Genomic DNA, 21,221 nt, shown 5'->3' with positions numbered 1-21,221 from the left:
ACCATATACCTGCGTGGTAACTAAGAAAACGCCCTCAATCGAGGGCGTTTTTTTATGACGGCAATTTATCCGTATCCATTCGCGAATAAGATCATTTGAAACCGAACCGTCGAAGCTGTTTGTTGCAGGGTAGGGGGCATAAAAAAGCCGCAAACAGTTGCGGCTTTTAGCGTTGGTAGCAGTGTGGGTTCAGAACCGTTTAGAACTGCGCCTTAGCACCAAACTGCTTCGCGGCGTAGGCAACACGCTCTTCCGGTTTAGGGTAGTCAACCGGGGTGCCCATGCTTTCGATATGATGCAAACGTGGCAGTAAGCCAGCGCCGTTGGCAATCTGAATCGCGAGCCCAGGGCGAGCATTCAATTCCAGCACCATCGGGCCTTCTTCTTTGTCGAGCACCATGTCGGTACCCATATAGCCAAGCCCGGTCATTTCCCAGGCGCTAGATGCCAACACTAACAAACGCTCCCAGTGCGGCACTTGCAATGTCGACAGCGCTTTACCGGTGTCAGGGTGATGGGTGACTGGGTGGTCAAATTGTACGGCGCGTACTGCTTTACCTGTGGCGATGTCTAAACCGACACCCACCGCACCTTGGTGCAAGTTGGCTTTGCCATCAGAGGCGGCGGTTGAGCAGCGCATCATCGCCATCACTGGATAACCTTTGAATACGATAATGCGCACATCCGGCACACCTTCGTAGCTGAATCCATCAAAGCAGTCATCGAACTTAATCAGGTTTTCAACCACAGCAACATCGTTTTTGCCGCCGAGTGAGAACAAGCCAGCCAGCGCATTACTGATGTGGCGTTCGACATCTTGTTCGTTGATCGTTGCACCAGACGGCTTGGTATAAGTGCCGTCTTTGTGCGAGGTGATAACCAAAATACCTTTACCACCACTGCCGCGCGCGGGTTTAATCACAAACCCCGGCCAGCCTTTGACCATCTGATGGATTTTTTTTACTTCAGCCTGATTGGCAATAACGCCAATCAGTTTTGGTACCGTACAACCGGCTTGTTGGGCGATGATTTTGGTTTTGAGCTTGTCATCCACCAATGGGTATTTTGAACGATCGTTATAACGGCCAATATAGCTGTGATTACGCTTGTTCATCCCCATAATGCCTTTACGGTGCAGTTTACGAGGCGATGTGTATTCTGACAGCGAGAACATGTTTAGTCCTCCTCTGCCAGCGGTTTAAAGCGGCGTAGCTCAGTTAGACGGTAACCTGTGTAGGTACCTAGCATCAAAATGCCAGCAAGAACAATCAGTTGTAGACCAATAAAGTTAAAGGTCAGGTGCTGAATGTAGCCGTTGGTCATCGCGAGATAAACCAGTACCGCCGTGAGCAGTGAGCCACCGCCTTGCAGTACGACTTCTTTCGCGCCTTCCTCTTCCCATAGAATCGACATACGTTCGATAGTCCATGACAGGATGATCATTGGGAAGAAGGTGATTGACAGACCTTCAGTCAAACCAATCTTATACGCCACCACAGTAAACACCGAGATGATCAGAATAACGGTAATGATGACCGCCGATATTCGCGCGACCAGCAATAAGTTAAGCCGTGACAGATAACTTCGAATTATGAGGCCGGTGCCGACAATCAATAGGAAGCCGATAATACCGGTCGCTAGTTGAGTTTGCACAAACGCTACCGCAATCAGCACCGGCATAAAGGTACCCGAAGTCTTGAGACCGATAATCACGCGCAGGAACACAACGATCAGTGCGCCGATTGGGATCAGCATGATGGTTTTAAACATCGCTTGCTCTTCAAGTGGCAAGCTATGAATTGAGAAGTTCAGCAGACCGTCGGCTTCGATTTTGTCGCTGGTGGCTTGGCGCGGCGTCACTTCTTGAGAAATCATCGAGAAGTGAACTTGGCTATTTTGGCCGCCAATCAGATCAAGCAGCGAGACGTTTGATTGGTCCCACACCAAAATATTAGGATTAATCTGTTGCTGCAAAGATTCTGGGTTAAACAGTTGCCAACGTTCGCCATCCCACACTTGGTTCATCAGCTGCAAAACTTGGCGGCGGCGGCCGTCTTCAAGTTCGATAACTCCAACCACTTTGCTCGGGATTTGCGCATAGGCCAGCACTTTGTCGACCGCTTCAACTTTGGTCATGTTGTTCAGCAGTAGGGCAGAGTTTTGGCTGTCTTCATCGTTCAGCGCTTTAATCAGCTCGCGCGCAAAGGTTGGGTCATCAGATGAGCGTTGGCTGGCTTGGTCAATCAAAGCCAGAACCGCCGCTTCCACAGGGCCATCAAAAGTCGGCTTGATGATTTCTTTGGCGGGTGGCTTAATTTGGGCTTTGGCTTGTGGGTCAACCAGGAATTGCGCTTTGTAATAGATGATTTGTGGGCCTTTGGCTTTGCGAATCGTCCATTCAGCGCGGCGACCTACATCGCTATTAACATAAGCGATGCCGTAGCCAGAAGAGGAAGAGGTTTCGTTGATAAGAGTGAAGCCACGTTGAGTTTGCGGCGCCGCCAGTGAAGCTTTAACGGGTTTATCTTGCGCGGTAAATTCGACTCGCGCTTCAATATCCCAAACTTGGCGAGTTTCACCCGGTGTCCACGGTACGCCATAATTTTGGTGTCTAAACATGCTTAGCGCAATACCGGCGACCACCAATAGGAGTACCGAAATATAGAATGGAACCTTTGACGTCATACTAGACCTTTATTGTTTTTTTGGCTGTTCGGTGTGAATGTACTTGCGGCTGACATCGACAACGGCGATATCGCGAATGAATTCACGTCCCAAGAGTACAGGATGACTCATTTGAGAACGGTCCGCCAAAGTAAACTGTGCCTTCTCATGAATATTCCCAACTTTAACCCATAGCTCGACGACAGCGCGGCGCTGCACTTCAGAACTGGTCGCTTGGCGAATACGAACAAAACGTACCACAGGGGCTTCAATCCAGTTCTGGTCTTCAGCTTTGCTGTCAACTTCGGCTAGATGGAAGCGAACCCAAGTTTTGCCGTTACGTTCGAATTCTTCGACATCGGAGGCGTCTAGGGATGAGGTGGCGGCGCCAGTATCAACACGAGCATCAAACGTTTTTTGAATAGCGTCGATAGTGACACGCTCAATGGCACCGAGTACTACTTCATTGGAAGGAATCGTTGCGATAGGTTCAGGCGTTGCAGCGGCGTTGTCGCTGGCCTTAGATTGGTCGTCTTTTTTCAACTGATAGAGCGCTTTGCGTTCAAAGTGCTCAACTTGTTCATTGAGCTGGTCAATTTCGTATTCAAGACTCTCGATATATTCAGACTGATTACTGATTTTTAGCTCCAGCCTATCAACCTGACGAGAAAGGTTGGTTTCAACTGACTTGATAGCTGCTAATGACTCTTTGTGATACTGCTCAGTTTCCGTTGATACGCAACCCGATACGAGTGCGACAACGAGAACTGGCGTCAATTGTTTAAACATCGAAAACCTTAGTGATGAAAGTAGATGGTTTCAGAATTAGGAGTTTACTTTTATCGCAAAACCGCCACAACCGATTCATTTGGAACGTGAATCAAAGTTTAGCGTCCAAAAAAGAGGATGCATGAATACATCCCCATTTGGTATTAGCTAAGCGTACCTTAATAGTAAAAAAGTACGTTAAGATTCTGTCAATTATGGTTTGCGTGCTATCAGGGTTGCACGGCGAGGGGCAGGGTAACCTTCGACGGTTTTACTTGAGTCATTAGGGTCAAGGTAATCGGGCAATGAGTTGTGAGTCATCCACGATGTGGTGCGCTGCTCGCCAACTGAAGTGACGTTTTCATCGACGATGCGAACATCTTCAAAACCGCACTGCTCCAGCCATACTTTGAGCGCCAAAGCGGATGGGAAAAAGAACACATTGCGCATTTGTGCGTAGCGATCTTTGGGCACCAATACCGCGGTTTCATCGCCCTCAATCACGAGCGTTTCCAGCACCAATTCACCGCCAGAAACCAGCTGGTCTTTTAATTGAATTAAGTGATCGAGCGGCGAGCGACGATGGTAAAGCACACCCATGCTAAATACCGTATCAAACGCTTCCAGTTTTGGCAGTTGTTCAATGCCCAGCGGTAACAAATGTACGCGTTGATCATCGCCCATTAATTTACGAATCGCTTCGAACTGCACCAAAAATAGGTGAGATGGATCAATGCCGACACACAGGCGCGCCTGTTCACCCAACATGCGCCACATGTGATAGCCATTGCCGCAGCCGACATCGAGCACTGTGCGGTTTTTTAGTGGGCTAATGTGCGGCAGCAAGCGCTCCCATTTCCAGTCACTGCGCCATTCGGTGTCGATATGAATGTCGTGAACGTGATAAGGGCCTTTGCGCCAAGGGTGAAAAGTACGCAGCAAGCTTTCAAGCTTCTTTTGTTCGCCTATCGCCAGGGGCTGTTGATTGCTCAGTGTGACTGAGTCTTTGATATCAATATTCTCAGCTTGTCCTTCAGGTATCTTTTTTAAAGCGCGTAGCCAACGCTCAAAATCTCCGTGCGGAGTATTTTGCCAGTCGGTGAGCTGCTGAGGCAGGATATTAAGCCACGACTGCAGACGGGTTTCTTGAGCGATAAGCTGATAAAAATTGCCAAAGTTGAACATTCAATAACTACCTGAACTAAATATAAAAAATCGAAGCATCAATGCGGTTTATTTGATCGCAAACATCGAACCGAAGTTAAAGCATTGGAACCACACTTCATAACTTGAGAAGCCGATTTGGGCAAAGCGCTGTTTATGATCCGCAATGCTATCTGGGCGCATCACGTTTTCAATTGCGTTGCGTTTTTGGCTGATTTCAAGCTCGCTGTAGCCATTGGCGCGTTTAAAGTCGTGATGTAAATCGATAAGCAGCTCGTGTGCGGTGCTGTTTTCGAACACATATTTTTCCGACAAGATCAAAATCCCGCCAGGGCGCAATCCGGCGTAAATTTTTGATAGCAGCGCAAAGCGATCGTCAGGTGACAAAAACTGCAGAGTGAAATTTAATACCACCACCGAGGCGTCTTGAATCTCGATATCACGAATGTCCGCTTCAATCACTTCCACTGGCGTGTCGGAGCGGTAGGCGTTGATATGCAGCTTGCAGCGCTCGACCATCGCAGAAGAGTTATCAATCGCAAAAATCTTACACCCCTCTTGCTCGATATGACGGCGCATAGAGAGAGTGGCGGCGCCCAATGAACAACCAAGATCGTAAATATTGGTATTGGGTTTGGCAAAGCGTTCCGCCAACATGCCGATGGCTGAGATGATGTTGCTGTAGCCCGGTACCGAGCGTTGAATCATATCAGGAAAGACTTCGGCGACGCGTTCGTCGAAGGTGAAGTCACCAATTTTATCAATCGGAGCGGAAAAGATGTTGTCTTTATTGCTCATGGCTTATCTCACGCTGGCGGTCATGTTGAATGACGGAACTTAAAAAAGGCGCGTATTTTAGGGGAAATTCTTTGCGCTGTCATTAACCGCGTCGTTTGCCCTTTATGTCGCCACCTCATCATCAGAACATGGGGAGTTGTGGTTGACTCTTTTGCGCTGGAAATGGGTTTAATCTTGGTAGCGTGAGCATTTCATTAAGCTGTTGATATAGCTTGAGTGCCAGTTGCGGCGCTTCAACATTGTCTGGCGTATGGATCATTAAATAGGGCTGCTTGCCTTGTTCAATCCATTGCGGCAACTTACTCAGCCAAGGGGCAAAAAATTCTAGATTGGCGTCTTGGTCGGGATGGCCGATAAAACGCACCATGGGATGCTTGGCGGTGGCAATGGCGTGAACCGGGACTTTGGGCTTTTTCTGATGAGCGTCGATAACCGCAGCGGTGGTTGGCTTGGCCGCAAATACCGGTCGACTATCCATAATGACGCGATCGATGTTCGACTCGATGAGCCATTGGTTGAGCGCTTGCTCCGCATCGCCCTTGGCAAAGAAGGCAGGGTGTCGCACTTCTAAACCGAGCGCAAAACCTTGTGGGAAATGGTGACAAAACTGCTGCAGCTGAGCTAAATGCTCTGGCCCAAACGCGGCAGGTAATTGAATGGTCCATTGTCCAACCCGCTCAAACAGAGGTTCCATTACCGTCAGAAAATCTCTTAACAGCGGCTGTGAATGTTTGAGCATTTGTTGATGGGTAATGGCTTTGGGCAATTTAAAGGTGAATTTAAAATCCTCATGGGTCGCCGCAAGCCAATTACTGACGGTGCTTGGTGACGGCGTCGCGTAAAACGTGGTGTTACCTTCAACGGTGTGGAAAACTCGCGCGTAGCGTTCAAGACGCTGGGCTGGTTTGGTGCCACTGCCGTAAAATTCACTTTGCCATTGTGGATGAGACCACATGGTTAATCCAAGTCTGAGCGGTAAATTTGTCATCTTTGCTACGTGTCGTGGTGGGAGTGGATTACTTTACGAGAGTTTTGAACGATTGTGTCATTTGGCGCTATAATCGCGCAACATTTTTAGCTTGAGTCGTGATTTGGTTAGTTTGTAGCCGAATCGGTGTTCAATCGCTAGAAAACACAACAAATTATCCGTTGGAATATCGATTTTGTTCGACTTTCAGCGTATAAATGACAGCTTATGTTGCTGCGGTTCTGACCTGCAGCAGCTTGGAATTGATAATTAAACGAGAGATTGGGAATTTCACTATGCGTACCCATTACTGTGGTCACCTGAACAAGTCCCTTGCGGGACAAACTGTAGAATTGTGCGGCTGGGTTAACCGTCGCCGTGATTTAGGCGGTCTGATTTTTATCGACATGCGAGATCGCGAAGGTATCGTTCAGGTAGTTGTGGATCCGGATATGGCGGATGCATACGCAGTGGCAAACCAACTTCGTAACGAATTCTGCATCAAGCTGACTGGCGAAGTTCGCGCTCGTCCAGACAGCCAAGCCAATAAAGATATGGCGACAGGTGAAGTGGAAGTCTTGGCCAAAGGTCTTGAAATCATTAACCGCAGCGATGTTCTGCCACTGGATTTCAACCAAAAGAACTCTGAAGAGCAGCGTTTGAAATACCGCTACTTGGATTTGCGTCGCCCAGAAATGAGCGATCGCATCAAACTGCGTGCGAAAGCGTCAAGCTTTGTGCGCCGTTTCTTAGACAGCAACGACTTCCTCGATATCGAAACCCCAGTATTGACCAAAGCCACGCCAGAAGGCGCACGCGATTACTTAGTACCAAGCCGCGTTCACAAAGGCAGCTTCTACGCGCTTCCTCAATCACCTCAGCTATTTAAACAATTGCTGATGATGTCGGGTTTTGACCGTTACTACCAAATCGTTAAGTGCTTCCGCGATGAAGACTTGCGTGCTGACCGTCAACCAGAATTCACTCAAATCGATATCGAAACGTCATTCATGAGCGCAGAGCAAGTTCGTGCTGTGACAGAGAAAATGATTCGCGAAATGTGGCTTGAGCTGAAAGGTATCGACTTGGGCGAGTTCCCAATCATGCCTTACTCTGAAGCGATGCGTCGTTTTGGTAGCGATAAGCCTGACTTGCGTAACCCGCTAGAACTCGTTGACGTGGCTGATTTGCTAAAAGACGTCGACTTTAAAGTGTTCTCTGGCCCAGCGAATGACGAAAACGGCCGCGTTGCTGCACTTCGCGTACCTGGCGGTGCTTCGCTAAGCCGCAAACAAATTGATGAATACACCTCATTTGTGGCGATTTACGGCGCGAAAGGTTTGGCTTGGATGAAAGTCAACGACCTTGCGGCAGGCGTCGAAGGCATTCAGTCTCCAGTGGCTAAGTTCCTAAACGAAGAGATCATCACTGCTATTGTTGAGCGTACTGGCGCGCAAACTGGCGATATCATCATGTTTGGTGCTGATAAAGCCAACGTGGTTGCAGAAGCGATCGGTGCACTACGTCTGAAAGTCGGTAAAGACCTCGAACTGACCGACACGTCAGCGTGGGCACCACTTTGGGTTATCGACTTCCCAATGTTTGAAGCAGATGACGAAGGCAATGTGGCGGCAATGCACCACCCATTCACTTCGCCACTGAATATGACGCCAGAAGAGCTTAAAGCGAACCCATCATCGGCGTTGTCAAACGCATACGACATGGTGCTTAACGGCTACGAAGTGGGCGGCGGTTCTGTTCGTATTCATAATGCAGAAATGCAAGCCGCAGTATTTGACTTGCTCGGTATTGAAGCAGACGAACAACGACTTAAGTTTGGTTTCCTATTAGACGCGCTTAAGTTCGGTACGCCGCCACACGCAGGTCTTGCGTTTGGTCTTGACCGTTTGGTTATGCTGTTATGTGGTACGGAAAATATCCGTGATGTGATTGCATTCCCTAAAACCACAGCAGCTGCGTGTCTGTTGACCGATGCGCCAAGTCTTGCAAACCCTGCAGCGCTTGAAGAGCTTGCTATCGCTGTGACGGTTGCTCAGGAAAAAGAGCAAGAATAATCTCTATGTCTTCGTGACCTAGTAAAAAGCCGCTGAGTCTTCAGCGGCTTTTTTTATGCACGTGACATTTTATTTGCTTGGCATTGGCTGCGCCTGAAACATTTTATGAACCCAGCCAAATGTCGGGCTATAAATGAATCTCTTGCCATTCGCCTGGCTGTAGTCCGGCCAAATTAACGTCACCCATTGAGTAGCGAATCAAGCGTAAGGTTGGAAAGCCAATGTGCGCTGTCATGCGACGTACTTGGCGATTACGACCTTCAATGATCGTGATAGCGAGCCAGGTCGTTGGAATGTTAGCTCGAAAGCGTACTGGCGGGTTACGTGGCCAAACCGCTGGTTGTTCAATTCGTTCGACTTTCGCTGGCAGAGTGGGGCCATCTTTAAGTTCTACGCCATGGCGTAGTTGGTCTAAATCCGCTTCACTTGGCGCGCCATCAACTTGTACCCAGTAGGTTTTGGGCGCTTTAGAGCTTGGTTGAGTCAGCTGAGCTTGCAATACGCCATCATTGGTTAAAATCATCAATCCTTCGCTATCACGGTCTAGTCGACCAGCGGCATAGATATCTTTGATGGGGATATAATCGGCCAAGGTTTTTCGACCATCACCGTCGGTAAATTGGCTTAGCGTGTCATAAGGCTTGTTAAATGCGATAACTTTGCGCTCTTGAAGAGAAATTCTCGGCTTTGATACACGAGGTTTATGACGATGTTTTGCTGAGCTCTGAGGACTTTTGGTATGTTTTAAGCGGCGTTTTGATGGTGGCGTATTTTTCGATGTTGACTCTCGGGAAGAGCGAGGTGACATGTTAACTACCTTGCAAAAATGTAAATGAACTGTTTGGTAAAGTTTTCTGAGCGACGGTTTTACGCTATCATTTGCGCGCCCAAATACAGGATTGACGAACAAGATAATAGACTATTCTCTTGCTTTTGTTTAATTATAACGAGTTCTCAAGGAAATTGCTGTTTTAGCAATCGAGACAGAAAAAGAAACATCAATCGCAGCAAGCGTTGAGACGACAAACTTGCTTGCCCGCGGCCATTCACACGCCAGCATTTTCAATGTTGCCGTTAGAACAATAGGGAAATTTCATGCCTACAGAAAAACCTACAATCATCTATACCATTACAGACGAAGCTCCAGCACTGGCGACTTACTCACTGCTGCCGATTATCCAGTCTTTTACTGCTTCTTCTGGTATTAACGTTGAAACCCGAGACATCTCATTGGCAGGACGTGTCATTGCTAATTTTCCTGAACATTTGAAAGAAGGCCAACGCATTGGTGATGCGCTAGCTGAACTTGGCGAACTTGCGCAGCAACCGCAAGCCAACATCATCAAACTGCCAAACATCTCCGCGTCTGTTCCTCAGCTCAAAGCCGTAATTAAAGAATTGCAAGACAAAGGCTACGCGTTGCCAGATTACCCTGCAGAACCTGCAAGCTACGAAGAAGAAGCGATCAAAGCAACTTACGACAAAATTAAAGGCAGCGCGGTAAACCCAGTGCTTCGCGAAGGTAACTCAGATCGCCGCGCGCCATTGTCGGTTAAGAATTACGCTAAGAAAAACCCACACTCAATGGGCGCTTGGAGCGCAGATTCGAAATCTTCTGTTGCGAGCATGACAGAGAAAGACTTCTTCGGGAGCGAAAAATCGGTCACTGTTGAAAACGCGACGGCAGTCAAAATCGAATTTGTTGGTCAAGATGGCAGTGTAAAAGAGCTTAAGCCGTCATTCCCTCTACTTGCGAAAGAGATCATCGATACTTCGGTTCTCAACAAAAATGCGCTTGTGGCGTATTTTGAACAGCAAATTGAAGCGGCGAAACAGCAAGATGTGTTGCTGTCATTGCATCTTAAAGCAACCATGATGAAAGTTTCTGACCCAGTAATTTTTGGTCATGCGGTTAAGGTTTACTACAAAGACGTATTTGCTAAATATGGCGACCTGTTTGCTGAACTTGGTGTTGATGTTAACAACGGCATCGGTGATGTTTACGCGAAAATCGAAGCATTGCCAGCAGAGCAACAAGCTGAAATCACTGCAGCGATTGACGCGGTATACGCAACTCAACCACCACTGGCGATGGTTGACTCTGATCGCGGTATCACCAACTTACACGTCCCAAGTGACGTGATTGTTGATGCATCAATGCCTGCAATGTTGCGTTCGTCTGGCCAAATGTGGGGCCCAGATGGCAAACAAAAAGATACTCTCGCGATGATCCCAGATCGTTGCTATGCAAGTATTTACCAAGCGGTCATTGATTTCTGTAAGCAAAATGGTGCCTTTGATCCAACTACGATGGGCAGCGTGCCAAACGTTGGCCTGATGGCGCAAAAAGCAGAAGAATATGGTTCACACGATAAAACCTTTATCCTTGATGCGGCTGGCACCGTGCGTGTAGTAACAGAGTCAGGTGACGTGTTGCTTGAGCAGAGTGTTGAGCAAGGCGATATTTTCCGTATGTGTCAGGTTAAAGATGCGCCAATTCAAGATTGGGTTAAGCTTGCGGTAAACCGCGCGCGCGCAACAGGTGCACCGGCTGTGTTCTGGTTAGATGAAAACCGTGCCCATGACGCTGAGCTTATCAAGAAAGTAAACCAATACTTGCCAGAGTATGATACTGCCGGCCTAGAGATTAAGATTCTATCGCCACTAGATGCATGTAAATACTCCCTGACTCGCATGAAGCAAGGCGAAGATACCATCTCGGTAACGGGTAACGTACTGCGTGATTACCTGACTGACTTGTTCCCAATTCTAGAGCTAGGCACGTCAGCGAAAATGCTGTCAATCGTACCGCTGATGAATGGCGGCGGCTTGTTTGAAACTGGGGCAGGGGGTTCTGCGCCGAAACACGTTCAACAAGTCCAAAAAGAAAATCACCTGCGTTGGGATTCTCTAGGTGAATTCTTGGCACTTGCGGCGTCGCTTGAGCATCTATCAGATGTCACTGGCAATGCGAAAGCAAAAGTACTGGCAGAGACACTGGATAAAGCGACCGGTCTGTTCCTTGATAACAACAAGTCACCATCGCGTAAAGTCGGCGAGCTTGATAACCGTGGTAGCCATTTCTATCTAGCGCTTTACTGGGCAGAGGCTTTGGCTGAGCAGACACAAGATTCCGCATTGGCAGAAGAGTTCGCTCCGATTGCTAAAGTCATGAGTGACAACGAAGCGAAAATTGTCGCAGAGCTTAATGGCGCCCAAGGTGTCGCGGGCGATTTAGGCGGTTACTACCTGCCTGAATTTGACAAGGCATCCGCTTTGATGCGTCCAAGTGCGACACTGAATAGCATCATCGGCTAAACACCATTGCTCGAAAAACGTAGCAAAAAGAAAAAACCCGCTGATTAGGCGGGTTTATTTTTACAACTTAATTTGGCAGCGATTATTTTGCTGGTTGACCTTCAATTGGCACTACTTCGCTAGCGTGGTAGCCTTTTGGTCCTTCCTCGACTTCGAAAGTGACTTGCTGGCCAGCCTTCAGAGTACGATATCCTTCCATTTGGATCGTTGAATAGTGAGCAAACACGTCACTGTCTTCTCCTTCTGGGCAGATGAAACCAAATCCTTTGGCGTTATTAAACCATTTAACTGTACCTGTAGCCATGCTATACATCCCTCATGCATTCTGTTACTGAAGTTGTTAAAAGCTGTCGCCATATTATTTATATGGCACTATCTCGAGTGATTAATCATTTAGCCGCTGCCAAATTTTTAGTCACTATTTGACCAATTTAGCTAATGGTCGGAGACAGTCAATAGCAAAAACGCATTAAGATCGACATATTTGCAAACAAATTGCTTTGGTTGTTTACATTTTGCCAACTCATGAATGGTGATAATTTAGAATCCATTCATTCAGAGACGAAATAGCTTGTTGTTCGCTTTTTAAGCAATTAGTCTAAAGCGTAACGTTAATAGAAATCTTTTATTTGCAGCGATACAATTGCTGCATTAGTCTCTAAGTAAGGGCGTTTTTCAACTTGGTCTTTTTGCGCTGACTTAAGAGATTCATCCCACTTAATTTCAACGCGGAAGCGATACAATTGAACATAGAAGCACTCTTTGTTATTAACTGTTATGAGTAAGCAATTCGAATGGGTAACTCCAGACTCAAATCTACTGGAGAAAGAAAAAACAAAAGTTCAGCCACCCGCTATGTATAACGTGGTTTTGAGCAACGATGATTACACTCCTATGGATTTTGTCATCGAAATTCTTGAGCGTTTTTTCTCAATGGATATAGATAAAGCAACTCAAGTTATGCTCAAAGTACATTATGAAGGAAAGGCGATTTGCGGAACATTTACCGCAGAGGTCGCAGAAACCAAAGTGGCTCAAGTTACGATGTATTCAAGGGAAAATGAGCACCCATTACTTTGTACCATGGAACAGGCTTGATGCTGTTGGAATGACAATGACAAAGTGATTCCTTAAAGGAGGTCCTTATGCTTAACAAAGAATTAGAGTCGAGTTTGAACGGTGCATTCGCCCGCGCTAGAGACAAACGACATGAATTTATGACCGTCGAGCACCTCCTGTTAGCATTGTTGGAAAACGATGCAGCAAGAGAAGCGTTGTTAGCTTGCCAAGCAGATATAGATGCTTTGCGCAACGAGCTAGATGTTTTCATTGACCAAACCACTCCGCTGATCCCAGACAACGATGAAAGTCGGGAAACTCAGCCAACATTAAGTTTTCAACGCGTTCTCCAACGCGCCGTTTTCCATGTACAGTCTTCTGGTCGCAGTGAAGTTACCGGCGCCAATGTGCTGGTCGCCATTTTCAGTGAGCAAGAGTCTCACGCGGCTTATCTATTGAAGAAAAACGATATCAGCCGTTTGGATATCGTCAATTTCATCTCTCACGGGATCACCAAAGCCTCAAGCACTGGTGATGATGCCACCGGACCGGATTCGTTCAGTAGTGACAGCGTTGAAGAAGGCAGCTCAGAAGAGCGTCTAGAAAGCTTCGCAACCAACCTAAATCAAGTCGCCAAACAAGGTCATATCGACCCGCTTATCGGTCGCGATCAAGAACTTGAACGTACTATTCAAGTGTTGTGTCGCCGTCGTAAAAACAACCCATTGTTGGTGGGTGAAGCGGGTGTCGGTAAAACCGCGATTGCCGAAGGTTTGGCGTGGCGAATCGTCGAAGGCCAAGTCCCTGAAGTGATAAAAGACAGCGTTATTTATTCACTGGATATCGGTTCGCTACTTGCTGGCACTAAATATCGCGGCGATTTTGAAAAACGTTTCAAAACCATCTTGAAACAGCTTGAGAAAGAACAAGACGCGATTTTGTTCATTGATGAAATCCACACCATTATCGGTGCTGGTGCGGCCTCGGGCGGGCAAGTCGATGCGGCAAATTTGATTAAGCCACTGCTTAGCAGCGGCAAGTTACGCTGTATCGGGTCGACGACTTATCAGGAATACAACAACATTTTTGAGAAAGAGCGCGCTTTATCTCGCCGCTTCCAAAAAATCGATGTTGTTGAGCCGTCGTTAGATGACACCACTAAAATTCTGATGGGCCTTAAAACGAAATACGAAGCTCACCATGAAGTGCGTTATACCAATAAAGCACTGAGAGCAGCGGTTGAGTTGTCTGCTAAGTACATCAATGAGCGTCATCTGCCAGACAAAGCAATTGATGTTATTGATGAAGCGGGCGCGCGCAGTCGTTTAGCACCAGCAAGCAAACGTCGTAAAACAGTTGGCGTTGCGGATATCGAGTCTATGGTCGCTAAAATGGCGCGTATTCCTGAGAAATCCGTGTCATCGACCGACAAAGACGTCCTTCAGTCTCTTGATGAGAAGATGAAGATGTTGGTATTTGGACAAGACCCTGCCATTAGCGTACTTTGCGAAGCGATCAAGTTGTCTCGTGCTGGTCTTGGCGCAGAGAACAAACCAGTTGGTTCATTCTTGTTCGCCGGTCCAACCGGTGTGGGTAAAACCGAGGTTACACTTCAGCTATCGAAACTACTTGGTATCGAGTTACTGCGTTTTGATATGTCTGAATATGGTGAACGCCACTCCGTTAGCCGTCTAATTGGTGCGCCTCCTGGTTATGTTGGTTTTGACCAAGGCGGTTTGCTCACGGACGCTGTTATTAAGCATCCTCACTCTGTGGTATTGCTCGACGAGATTGAAAAAGCGCATCCAGATATCTTTAACTTGCTATTGCAAGTTATGGATAACGGTACATTAACCGATAACAATGGCCGTAAAGCGGACTTCCGTAATGTGATTCTGGTAATGACAACCAACGCTGGTGTTTCTGAGACAGTCAAGAAATCCATTGGTTTGATTCAGCAAGATCACAGCTTTGATGCGATGGCGGAAATCAAGAAAGTCTTTACTCCTGAGTTTAGAAACCGTCTTGATAACATCATATGGTTCAACAGCTTAGATGAAGAAGTGATTCACCAAGTGGTGGATAAATTCATCGTTGAATTGCAAGCTCAGTTGGATTCTCGCGGTGTATCAATGGAAGTTTCCGAAGACGCGCGCCGCTGGTTGGCGACCAAAGGTTACGACCGTGCGATGGGGGCAAGACCGATGGGACGCGTTATTCAAGAGCAACTCAAAAAGCCTTTGGCCAACGAGCTACTGTTCGGCTCTTTGGTGAATGGCGGTACGGTTAAAGTTACGCTGAAAGATGATGAGCTGAAATTCAACTTTCTTAATGAAGAAGAAGCGGCGGTTCATTAATCGTTTAACTCACCAAATGTAATAGCAAAAGCCGAAGTTTAACTTCGGCTTTTTTGTTGTTTAATCAGTGTCGACCAATAGCGGTTTTCACTCAGTGCCGATTTTCGAACGGGTAGCGCGCTATGATTGCTTGATAGGCGTGTTCTACTGCTAATGGAATGTCCTGAGCGATTTGAAAACCTTTCTCTGGGTAACTTTTAATGCGTTCGAAATCACCGACAAGCGCTTCGATAACATCAGGTAGCAACAACTCTTCATTACAAAAATCATAAAGGTTTTGCCCAAGCGAACTCACTGTGACGTGACGGTATTGATGGGGCCACTGTTTGATGAATGTAGCGAGTGCGCGCCTTTCCATATAGGGTTTTTGTAGCAGAATAAAAGAATCAAACGTTAGGCCCTGCTCGGCGAGAAGTTTGGCGGTAAACGTCATGTTTTCACCCGAGTTGGTGGATTGCGTTTCCAAAATCATCGCATGACGGGGTACGCCCATATCGAAGGCGACATTGGCAAATATGTCAGCTTCACTGGTGGTTAAATCTTGAGTAAACCGCCCACGACCTCCAGAAAACACGATATATGGCGCCATTTTTTGATGATAAAGCTCAGCGGCATATTCTGCGACTCTTGAATCGTTACTGCCAAGAACAAAGATACAGTCTGCCTTTTTTGGTGTTTGGTGTAACTGCATATAATCCCAAAGTGTTTCTATGTGCTGAAAAAGATGAGTGGCCATGTAAGCTCCGCTAAAGCGATTCCAAAGTATGTTGGTAGTGGAATTTATATCCGAGTTGGATAATTTTATCTGAGACAATGCGCTTATCTGGTTCATCGACGATAGTGGGCAGGGGAGTCGCGTCTTGAACGCTGTCTAAGGCATGTTGATAAAACTCAGCTTTACTGACGGTATTGGGGGTTGAAGCATTGACGACCTGGTTGGTGATGTTGAGAGCGGCGAAACTGATGCATCCGATAGCATCTTGCTGGTGCAAAATGTTGGCCGGAGCTGAGCGGCTTATTTTAGCCATTTTGCTGACGAAGCGTGATGGATGGCGGTTTGGCCCAATAAGGCCGCTACAGCGTACGATGGCATATTCTAAACCGCTGTTAATAACCTCTTGCTCAGCTTCAAGTAATACGCGGGCTTTATCCGAGAACAGCGGATTGTTGAGCGCCAATGGATAAGATGCGTGCTGCTCGTGCATCTCTTCACTGCCAGATGGATACACCGAAGTACTACTGACCATGATCAGTTTTTTTACTCCTGCTCGTTTGGCCACATCAACCAAATTGCGCCATTGGTGAACATAGTTACCTGAGTGTTGGCGGCGAAACCCTGGAGGGAAACAGCCGATGACGATTTGTTGTGGGTGACGTTTTAAGTGAAGTTCGAGTTCGCTAACGGTGGTATTCAAATCTGCGCTTAAGGCGTCAACACCTAGCGACTTGATGTGCTGAACACCAGATTCATTGGTGCGGGTAGCCGTGACCGAGTGACCGATAGTCATGAGGTATTGAGCTAAAGGAAGCCCAAGCCAACCTGCGCCAATGACTGTCAAATTCTGCATACTGAGTTCCTTATGTGATAACTACAAACGTATTGGAATCAATACATTATTAACATGTGTAACTGAGTATCAATCTTGGCTAAGACAAAAGCAAGAAGCGTATGGAGGTGGGGGATATGTTTAACGAAGCCTAGCATTAGGCTCCGTTTGAGAAGAGTTATGAGTTGGTTAGAATTTGGAGGATTTTATCGGCATGTTCGGCGATTTCGATGCCTTCGTCAGTTAAATAGCCACCATCTGGTGCGGTACACAGACCTCGTTCAAATAGATTGCTTACGGCAGTTTTGTGCTCTGAATCTGCGTCACTATGTACTTTAATTCCGGTCGAAGCGCTGCGAAGATCAAATTGCAGCAGAAGGTTAAGTTCCGCTAAATGCTCGGCTGTGAATTTCATAGGGCGTTCCTTTTGTTTATGTCTTGCAGTGAAAGTAATCCCATCCTCCTTGGGGGGCAAGAAATCTGTGTCGATTGTGTTAGCTAGGCACGCTTGAAAGCCGTTGTTCGATATAATTATTTCTATAATAAATTTGTTTGCTTATGGCATTTATGTCTTGAATTTAACCGTGTTTGGAGAGATTATCCGCGCTCTAATTAAGTGTATCAAGATGTAACAACGTATGGACTTTAATCAATTCGATTCTCTCTTGCCGCCACAAGCGGCCGAACGCGCTGCTGAAATCGGCGTAGGTAAAGCGACTAAGCCAGCAAGCAAATCATTTTTGTTAGCCGTTTCTGCTGGTATACATATTGGTATTGCTTTTATTTTTTATACCACAGTGACAACAGGTGCTGGTGACTTACCATGGGGATTGACCCATTTAATCGGTGGTCTGGCATTTAGTTTAGGTCTTATTTTGGTTGTGGTGACTGGTGGTGAACTATTCACAAGTTCTGTGCTGACGCTTGTTGCACGTGCAAGCGGCAAAATTACGTGGAAGACCTTAATTAAAAACTGGTTTGTCGTTTATGCGGGTAACCTGTGCGGTGCGCTGTTGCTGGTTGGATGTATGCTGGTGGCTCGTCAGTATATGTTTGATGGCGGCCAGGTTGGTCTAAACGCGATGTCGATCTCTCAGCACAAAATGCACCACGCTTTCTTCCAAGCCGTTGCGCTTGGGATCATGTGTAACGTACTGGTTTGTATTGCCGTATGGATGACCTTTAGCGGCCGTTCGTTGACCGACAAAATCGTGGTTATGATTCTACCTGTTGCTATGTTCGTTGCGTCTGGTTTTGAGCACTGTATTGCCAATATGTTCCAAGTTCCAATGGCTATCGGCATCAAGTACTTTGCTCCAGAAGCGTTTTGGCAGATGACTGGTGCGAACATCGCCGATTATGCAGATCTCAACCTGATCGATTTCGTGCTTAATAACCTGATTCCAGTCACTATTGGCAACATCATCGGTGGTGGTGTGTTTGTCGCGATGTGGTACTGGATCATTTATCTGCGTCGCTAGTATTCACTCCAGTTTAATTGAGTAGTCGGTACAGATGATTGGTATCGGCTACTGGTTTCTTGTCTTCAAGTTCTTGTGGCTTTTCAATCAGCCAATCATTGAAATCATGGTCATCCCACTGACGTAACGTCACTCTATTCTCACTGTCCGTAGCTATCATCACTCTCAATCCATCAATAAAAACTTTGACTCATCCACAATATGGAGTCTAGTTTGCAATTAGATGAATATAAAATTTCTCTGGTGAATAAATCCATCCCAGTTGTTATCCACAGAATCTGTGGATAATAATTTGTTTATGTGTAGATTGTTTATAAATTTTCTCTTTTTTGAGATATTGATGTAGTTTCTTGTTTTACCAGTGAATTTTTATTTAATGATTCTTATCGGTAAGACGTAATCGCAGCTAAAGATGGTGATTTAGGTTGTTTTTGCTGGTTTTTGTCGGCTTTGAGCTACAAAGTGGTTAAAAAATAACACCTGTTTCGCAACGGATATTTTAGCGTGTTAAGCGACTTAAATAAAAACAATACGTTATACGATACGTTGGCCGTTTTGAGCTCGCGAGTCAAAACCCCAGTCTGTAAACTCGACCATTATCGGTCGCTACTATAAGATACGACCTCGAAACAACTTCAACACAGAGTGTAGGCATGACAATCATCTTAGGTATTGATCCCGGCTCGAGAATTACTGGATACGGTGTGATTCGTCAGCAAGGACGGCATTTGTATTACTTAGGGAGTGGTTGTATCCGTACCTCTGAAAAAGAGCTCCCTGGGCGCCTAAAGCAAATTTATGCGGGCGTGTCTGAAATCATTACTCAATTTCAACCGGATGTGTTTGCCATTGAACAGGTGTTTATGGCGAAAAATGCCGACTCTGCGCTCAAACTCGGTCAGGCGCGAGGAAGTGCGATTGTTGCTGCAGTCAACGCCGATCTTCCCGTTCATGAATATGCCGCGCGATTGATTAAACAAGCGGTAGTGGGGACGGGTGGTGCCGACAAAGTTCAGGTTCAGCATATGGTCAAACAGATGTTAAAACTTCCCGCCAAACCTCAGGCCGATGCCGCTGATGCGCTTGGCGTTGCCATCTGCCACGCCAATACCAATAAAACCTTGGTTGCGTTAGCTGGGCGAGCAACAACTGCACGAAAAGGCCGCTATCGATAACTGCGGCGTTGCTTTTACTGGCTATCTATCCAGTAATTTATTATGATTCCTCAATATCAAACAAACATAGGGCCACATTGTGATTGGACGTTTACGCGGCAATATTCTTGAAAAGCAACCACCTGAAATTCTTATTGAAGTGAATGGCATCGGCTACGAAGTACAAATGCCAATGAGCTGTTTTTATGAGTTGCCAAATATTGGAGAAGAAGCCATCGTCTATACCCATTTTGTGGTGCGCGAAGATGCACAACTGCTGTATGGGTTCAACACGGTGAAAGAACGAGCGCTATTTCGTGAAGTGATTAAAGCTAACGGGGTAGGGCCAAAACTCGGCTTAGGCATTCTTTCTGGTATGACCGCAACTCAATTCGTAAACTGCGTTGAACGCGAAGATATTTCAACCTTGGTCAAATTGCCGGGCGTGGGTAAGAAAACCGCTGAACGTTTAGTTGTTGAAATGAAAGACCGTTTGAAAGGCTGGGGGGCGGGTGACCTGTTTACACCGTTTACCGACGCCGCTCCAGCAGATTCGGGTTCTCAATCGAGCTCAAATGTCGAAGAAGAAGCGGTGAGTGCTCTGATAGCCCTTGGTTATAAGCCGACTCAAGCGTCAAAAGTGGTGTCACAGATCTACAAAGCCGATATGAGCAGTGAAGATGTGATTCGTGAATCTTTGAAGTCGATGGTCTGATAAACTTAGTTTTCCAATAAACATAGTTGTCTAATAAACTAGTTGTCTGATGAACTGAGTTAAGGTTTTAAGCGCCGACTTGACGTCTTTTTTATCTCAATTACTTCTATTTAAGGTTTATCTTTATGATCGAAGCAGATCGCCTTATTGCTCCGGAAAATCCAGTCTTTAAAGAAGAAGACGTTATTGATCGTGCTATTCGTCCTAAGTCACTGGCTGATTATAAAGGTCAGGATCATGTTCGTGATCAGATGGAAATTTTCATTAAAGCGGCGAAATTACGCAGTGAAGCATTAGACCACCTGCTGATTTTTGGACCGCCAGGTCTTGGCAAAACCACGCTTGCGAATATTGTCGCCAATGAAATGGAAGTCAATATTCGTACCACTTCAGGCCCGGTGCTCGAGAAAGCCGGTGATTTGGCAGCGCTTCTGACGAATCTTGAAGAAAACGATGTGTTATTTATCGACGAAATCCACCGTTTGAGTCCGATGGTTGAAGAAGTCCTGTATCCAGCTATGGAAGATTACCAACTGGATATCATGATTGGTGAAGGTCCTGCGGCGCGTTCGATTAAAATCGATTTGCCACCTTTTACATTGATTGGCGCGACGACACGCGCTGGCTCGTTAACATCACCGCTGCGCGACCGTTTCGGTATTACTCAGCGCCTCGAATATTACAAAGTCGCTGATTTGCAGAATATTGTTAAACGCAGTGCTGATTGTCTTAATTTATCGATGGATATGGATGGTGCGATGGAAGTCGCGCGTCGTGCACGTGGTACTCCCCGTATTGCTAACCGTTTACTACGTCGCGTTCGAGATTACGCGGAAGTTAAAGGTAATGGTCACATTGATGCTGCGATTGCTGATAAGGCTCTCGATATGCTCGATGTTGATGCCAAAGGCTTTGACTATATGGACCGTAAACTGTTGCTGGCAATTATGGAGAAGTTTGGTGGTGGTCCGGTTGGATTGGACAATATGGCTGCTGCGATAGGTGAGGAAAAAGAGACCATCGAAGACGTGCTAGAACCTTATCTTATCCAGCAAGGTTATTTACAACGTACTCCTCGAGGTCGTATCGCCACCGACCGCGCTTATTTACATTTTGGTATCGATCGTTAAAACTAACTGGTGTCGGAATAAACT

General features: G+C 46.5%; 20 protein-coding genes. 8 read left to right on the top strand and 12 right to left on the bottom strand.

Features of this window, described 5'->3' with window-relative positions; all coding sequences use genetic code 11:
* Nucleotides 1–199: 199 nt before the first annotated feature.
* From BLS03_RS07670 to BLS03_RS07645, 6 genes are all read right to left on the bottom strand, one after another.
* Nucleotides 200–1,174, bottom strand: coding sequence for an alpha-L-glutamate ligase-like protein (locus BLS03_RS07670; protein ID WP_093271803.1), 975 nt, complete (start codon nt 1,172–1,174; stop codon nt 200–202).
* A 2-nt stretch (nt 1,175–1,176) separates the two neighbouring features.
* Nucleotides 1,177–2,685, bottom strand: coding sequence for an inactive transglutaminase family protein (locus BLS03_RS07665; protein ID WP_093271800.1), 1,509 nt, complete (start codon nt 2,683–2,685; stop codon nt 1,177–1,179).
* A gap of 9 nt (nt 2,686–2,694) precedes the next feature.
* Nucleotides 2,695–3,453, bottom strand: a complete 759-nt coding sequence (locus BLS03_RS07660) for an ATP-dependent zinc protease family protein (protein ID WP_093271798.1) — start codon at nt 3,451–3,453, stop codon at nt 2,695–2,697.
* Nucleotides 3,454–3,645: 192 nt separating this feature from the next.
* Nucleotides 3,646–4,617, bottom strand: a complete 972-nt coding sequence (cmoB, locus tag BLS03_RS07655) for a tRNA 5-methoxyuridine(34)/uridine 5-oxyacetic acid(34) synthase CmoB (protein WP_093271795.1) — start codon at nt 4,615–4,617, stop codon at nt 3,646–3,648.
* Between the two features lie 48 nt (nt 4,618–4,665).
* Nucleotides 4,666–5,394 carry a carboxy-S-adenosyl-L-methionine synthase CmoA gene (gene cmoA / locus BLS03_RS07650; protein ID WP_093271794.1) on the bottom strand — a complete coding sequence of 243 codons (729 nt, stop codon included), beginning with the start codon at nt 5,392–5,394 and terminating at the stop codon, nt 4,666–4,668.
* A 121-nt stretch (nt 5,395–5,515) separates the two neighbouring features.
* Nucleotides 5,516–6,382 carry a DUF72 domain-containing protein gene (locus tag BLS03_RS07645; RefSeq protein WP_176765548.1) on the bottom strand — a complete coding sequence of 289 codons (867 nt, stop codon included), beginning with the start codon at nt 6,380–6,382 and terminating at the stop codon, nt 5,516–5,518.
* Nucleotides 6,383–6,657: 275 nt separating this feature from the next.
* Between BLS03_RS07645 and aspS the strand changes: the two genes are divergently transcribed.
* Nucleotides 6,658–8,436: an aspartate--tRNA ligase gene (gene aspS, locus BLS03_RS07640; RefSeq protein WP_093271789.1), complete on the top strand. Its 1,779-nt coding sequence runs from the start codon at nt 6,658–6,660 to the stop codon at nt 8,434–8,436.
* Between the two features lie 127 nt (nt 8,437–8,563).
* On the opposite strand, the gene BLS03_RS07635 is transcribed toward aspS, so the two are convergent.
* Nucleotides 8,564–9,346, bottom strand: coding sequence for an rRNA large subunit pseudouridine synthase E (locus tag BLS03_RS07635; protein ID WP_176765547.1), 783 nt, complete (start codon nt 9,344–9,346; stop codon nt 8,564–8,566).
* Between the two features lie 185 nt (nt 9,347–9,531).
* Between BLS03_RS07635 and BLS03_RS07630 the strand changes: the two genes are divergently transcribed.
* On the top strand, nt 9,532–11,754 hold the full coding sequence (locus BLS03_RS07630) for an NADP-dependent isocitrate dehydrogenase (RefSeq protein ID WP_093271784.1): 2,223 nt from the start codon (nt 9,532–9,534) through the stop codon (nt 11,752–11,754).
* Nucleotides 11,755–11,836: 82 nt separating this feature from the next.
* Here BLS03_RS07630 and cspD read toward each other — a convergent pair whose 3' ends face one another.
* Nucleotides 11,837–12,058, bottom strand: a complete 222-nt coding sequence (cspD, locus tag BLS03_RS07625) for a cold shock domain-containing protein CspD (RefSeq protein ID WP_143015605.1) — start codon at nt 12,056–12,058, stop codon at nt 11,837–11,839.
* Between the two features lie 473 nt (nt 12,059–12,531).
* Between cspD and clpS the strand changes: the two genes are divergently transcribed.
* Together clpS and clpA are read left to right on the top strand one after the other, a co-directional pair.
* Nucleotides 12,532–12,852 carry an ATP-dependent Clp protease adapter ClpS gene (gene clpS / locus BLS03_RS07620; protein ID WP_093271779.1) on the top strand — a complete coding sequence of 107 codons (321 nt, stop codon included), beginning with the start codon at nt 12,532–12,534 and terminating at the stop codon, nt 12,850–12,852.
* Nucleotides 12,853–12,899: 47 nt separating this feature from the next.
* Nucleotides 12,900–15,170: an ATP-dependent Clp protease ATP-binding subunit ClpA gene (gene clpA, locus BLS03_RS07615; RefSeq protein WP_093271777.1), complete on the top strand. Its 2,271-nt coding sequence runs from the start codon at nt 12,900–12,902 to the stop codon at nt 15,168–15,170.
* Nucleotides 15,171–15,261: 91 nt separating this feature from the next.
* Here the strand turns inward: clpA and BLS03_RS07610 are convergent, their stop codons facing one another.
* The 3 genes from BLS03_RS07610 to BLS03_RS07600 all read right to left on the bottom strand — a co-directional run bounded on the left by BLS03_RS07610 (nt 15,262) and on the right by BLS03_RS07600 (nt 17,132).
* Nucleotides 15,262–15,906 carry a YdcF family protein gene (locus tag BLS03_RS07610; RefSeq protein ID WP_093271775.1) on the bottom strand — a complete coding sequence of 215 codons (645 nt, stop codon included), beginning with the start codon at nt 15,904–15,906 and terminating at the stop codon, nt 15,262–15,264.
* Nucleotides 15,907–15,916: 10 nt separating this feature from the next.
* The gene (locus tag BLS03_RS07605; protein WP_093271773.1) at nt 15,917–16,738 is read right to left on the bottom strand and encodes an NAD(P)H-binding protein; all 822 of its coding nucleotides are present in this window, start codon (nt 16,736–16,738) and stop codon (nt 15,917–15,919) included.
* Between the two features lie 157 nt (nt 16,739–16,895).
* Nucleotides 16,896–17,132, bottom strand: a complete 237-nt coding sequence (locus BLS03_RS07600; protein ID WP_093271770.1) for a TIGR02647 family protein — start codon at nt 17,130–17,132, stop codon at nt 16,896–16,898.
* 223 nt (nt 17,133–17,355) lie between these two features.
* Here BLS03_RS07600 and focA point away from each other — a divergent pair, with 223 nt between their 5' ends.
* Nucleotides 17,356–18,198, top strand: a complete 843-nt coding sequence (focA, locus tag BLS03_RS07595) for a formate transporter FocA (RefSeq protein WP_093271767.1) — start codon at nt 17,356–17,358, stop codon at nt 18,196–18,198.
* A gap of 13 nt (nt 18,199–18,211) precedes the next feature.
* Here the strand turns inward: focA and BLS03_RS25645 are convergent, their stop codons facing one another.
* Nucleotides 18,212–18,361 carry a hypothetical protein gene (locus BLS03_RS25645; RefSeq protein WP_176765546.1) on the bottom strand — a complete coding sequence of 50 codons (150 nt, stop codon included), beginning with the start codon at nt 18,359–18,361 and terminating at the stop codon, nt 18,212–18,214.
* Between the two features lie 490 nt (nt 18,362–18,851).
* Between BLS03_RS25645 and ruvC the strand changes: the two genes are divergently transcribed.
* The 3 genes from ruvC (at nt 18,852) to ruvB (ending at nt 21,197) form a co-directional block, all read left to right on the top strand.
* On the top strand, nt 18,852–19,373 hold the full coding sequence (ruvC, locus tag BLS03_RS07590; RefSeq protein WP_093271764.1) for a crossover junction endodeoxyribonuclease RuvC: 522 nt from the start codon (nt 18,852–18,854) through the stop codon (nt 19,371–19,373).
* A gap of 79 nt (nt 19,374–19,452) precedes the next feature.
* The gene (gene ruvA, locus BLS03_RS07585; protein ID WP_093271762.1) at nt 19,453–20,067 is read left to right on the top strand and encodes a Holliday junction branch migration protein RuvA; all 615 of its coding nucleotides are present in this window, start codon (nt 19,453–19,455) and stop codon (nt 20,065–20,067) included.
* A gap of 125 nt (nt 20,068–20,192) precedes the next feature.
* Nucleotides 20,193–21,197 (top strand): Holliday junction branch migration DNA helicase RuvB, encoded by a 1,005-nt coding sequence (gene ruvB, locus BLS03_RS07580; protein WP_093271759.1) that lies wholly within the window; start codon nt 20,193–20,195, stop codon nt 21,195–21,197.
* Nucleotides 21,198–21,221 lie beyond the last annotated feature (24 nt).

Origin of the sequence: Vibrio xiamenensis (assembly GCF_900100015.1) — a bacterium.
Classification (GTDB): domain Bacteria; phylum Pseudomonadota; class Gammaproteobacteria; order Enterobacterales; family Vibrionaceae; genus Vibrio; species Vibrio xiamenensis.
Note: the sequence above shows the minus strand (reverse complement) of the source record. Positions and strands in the feature narration are given on the sequence as shown.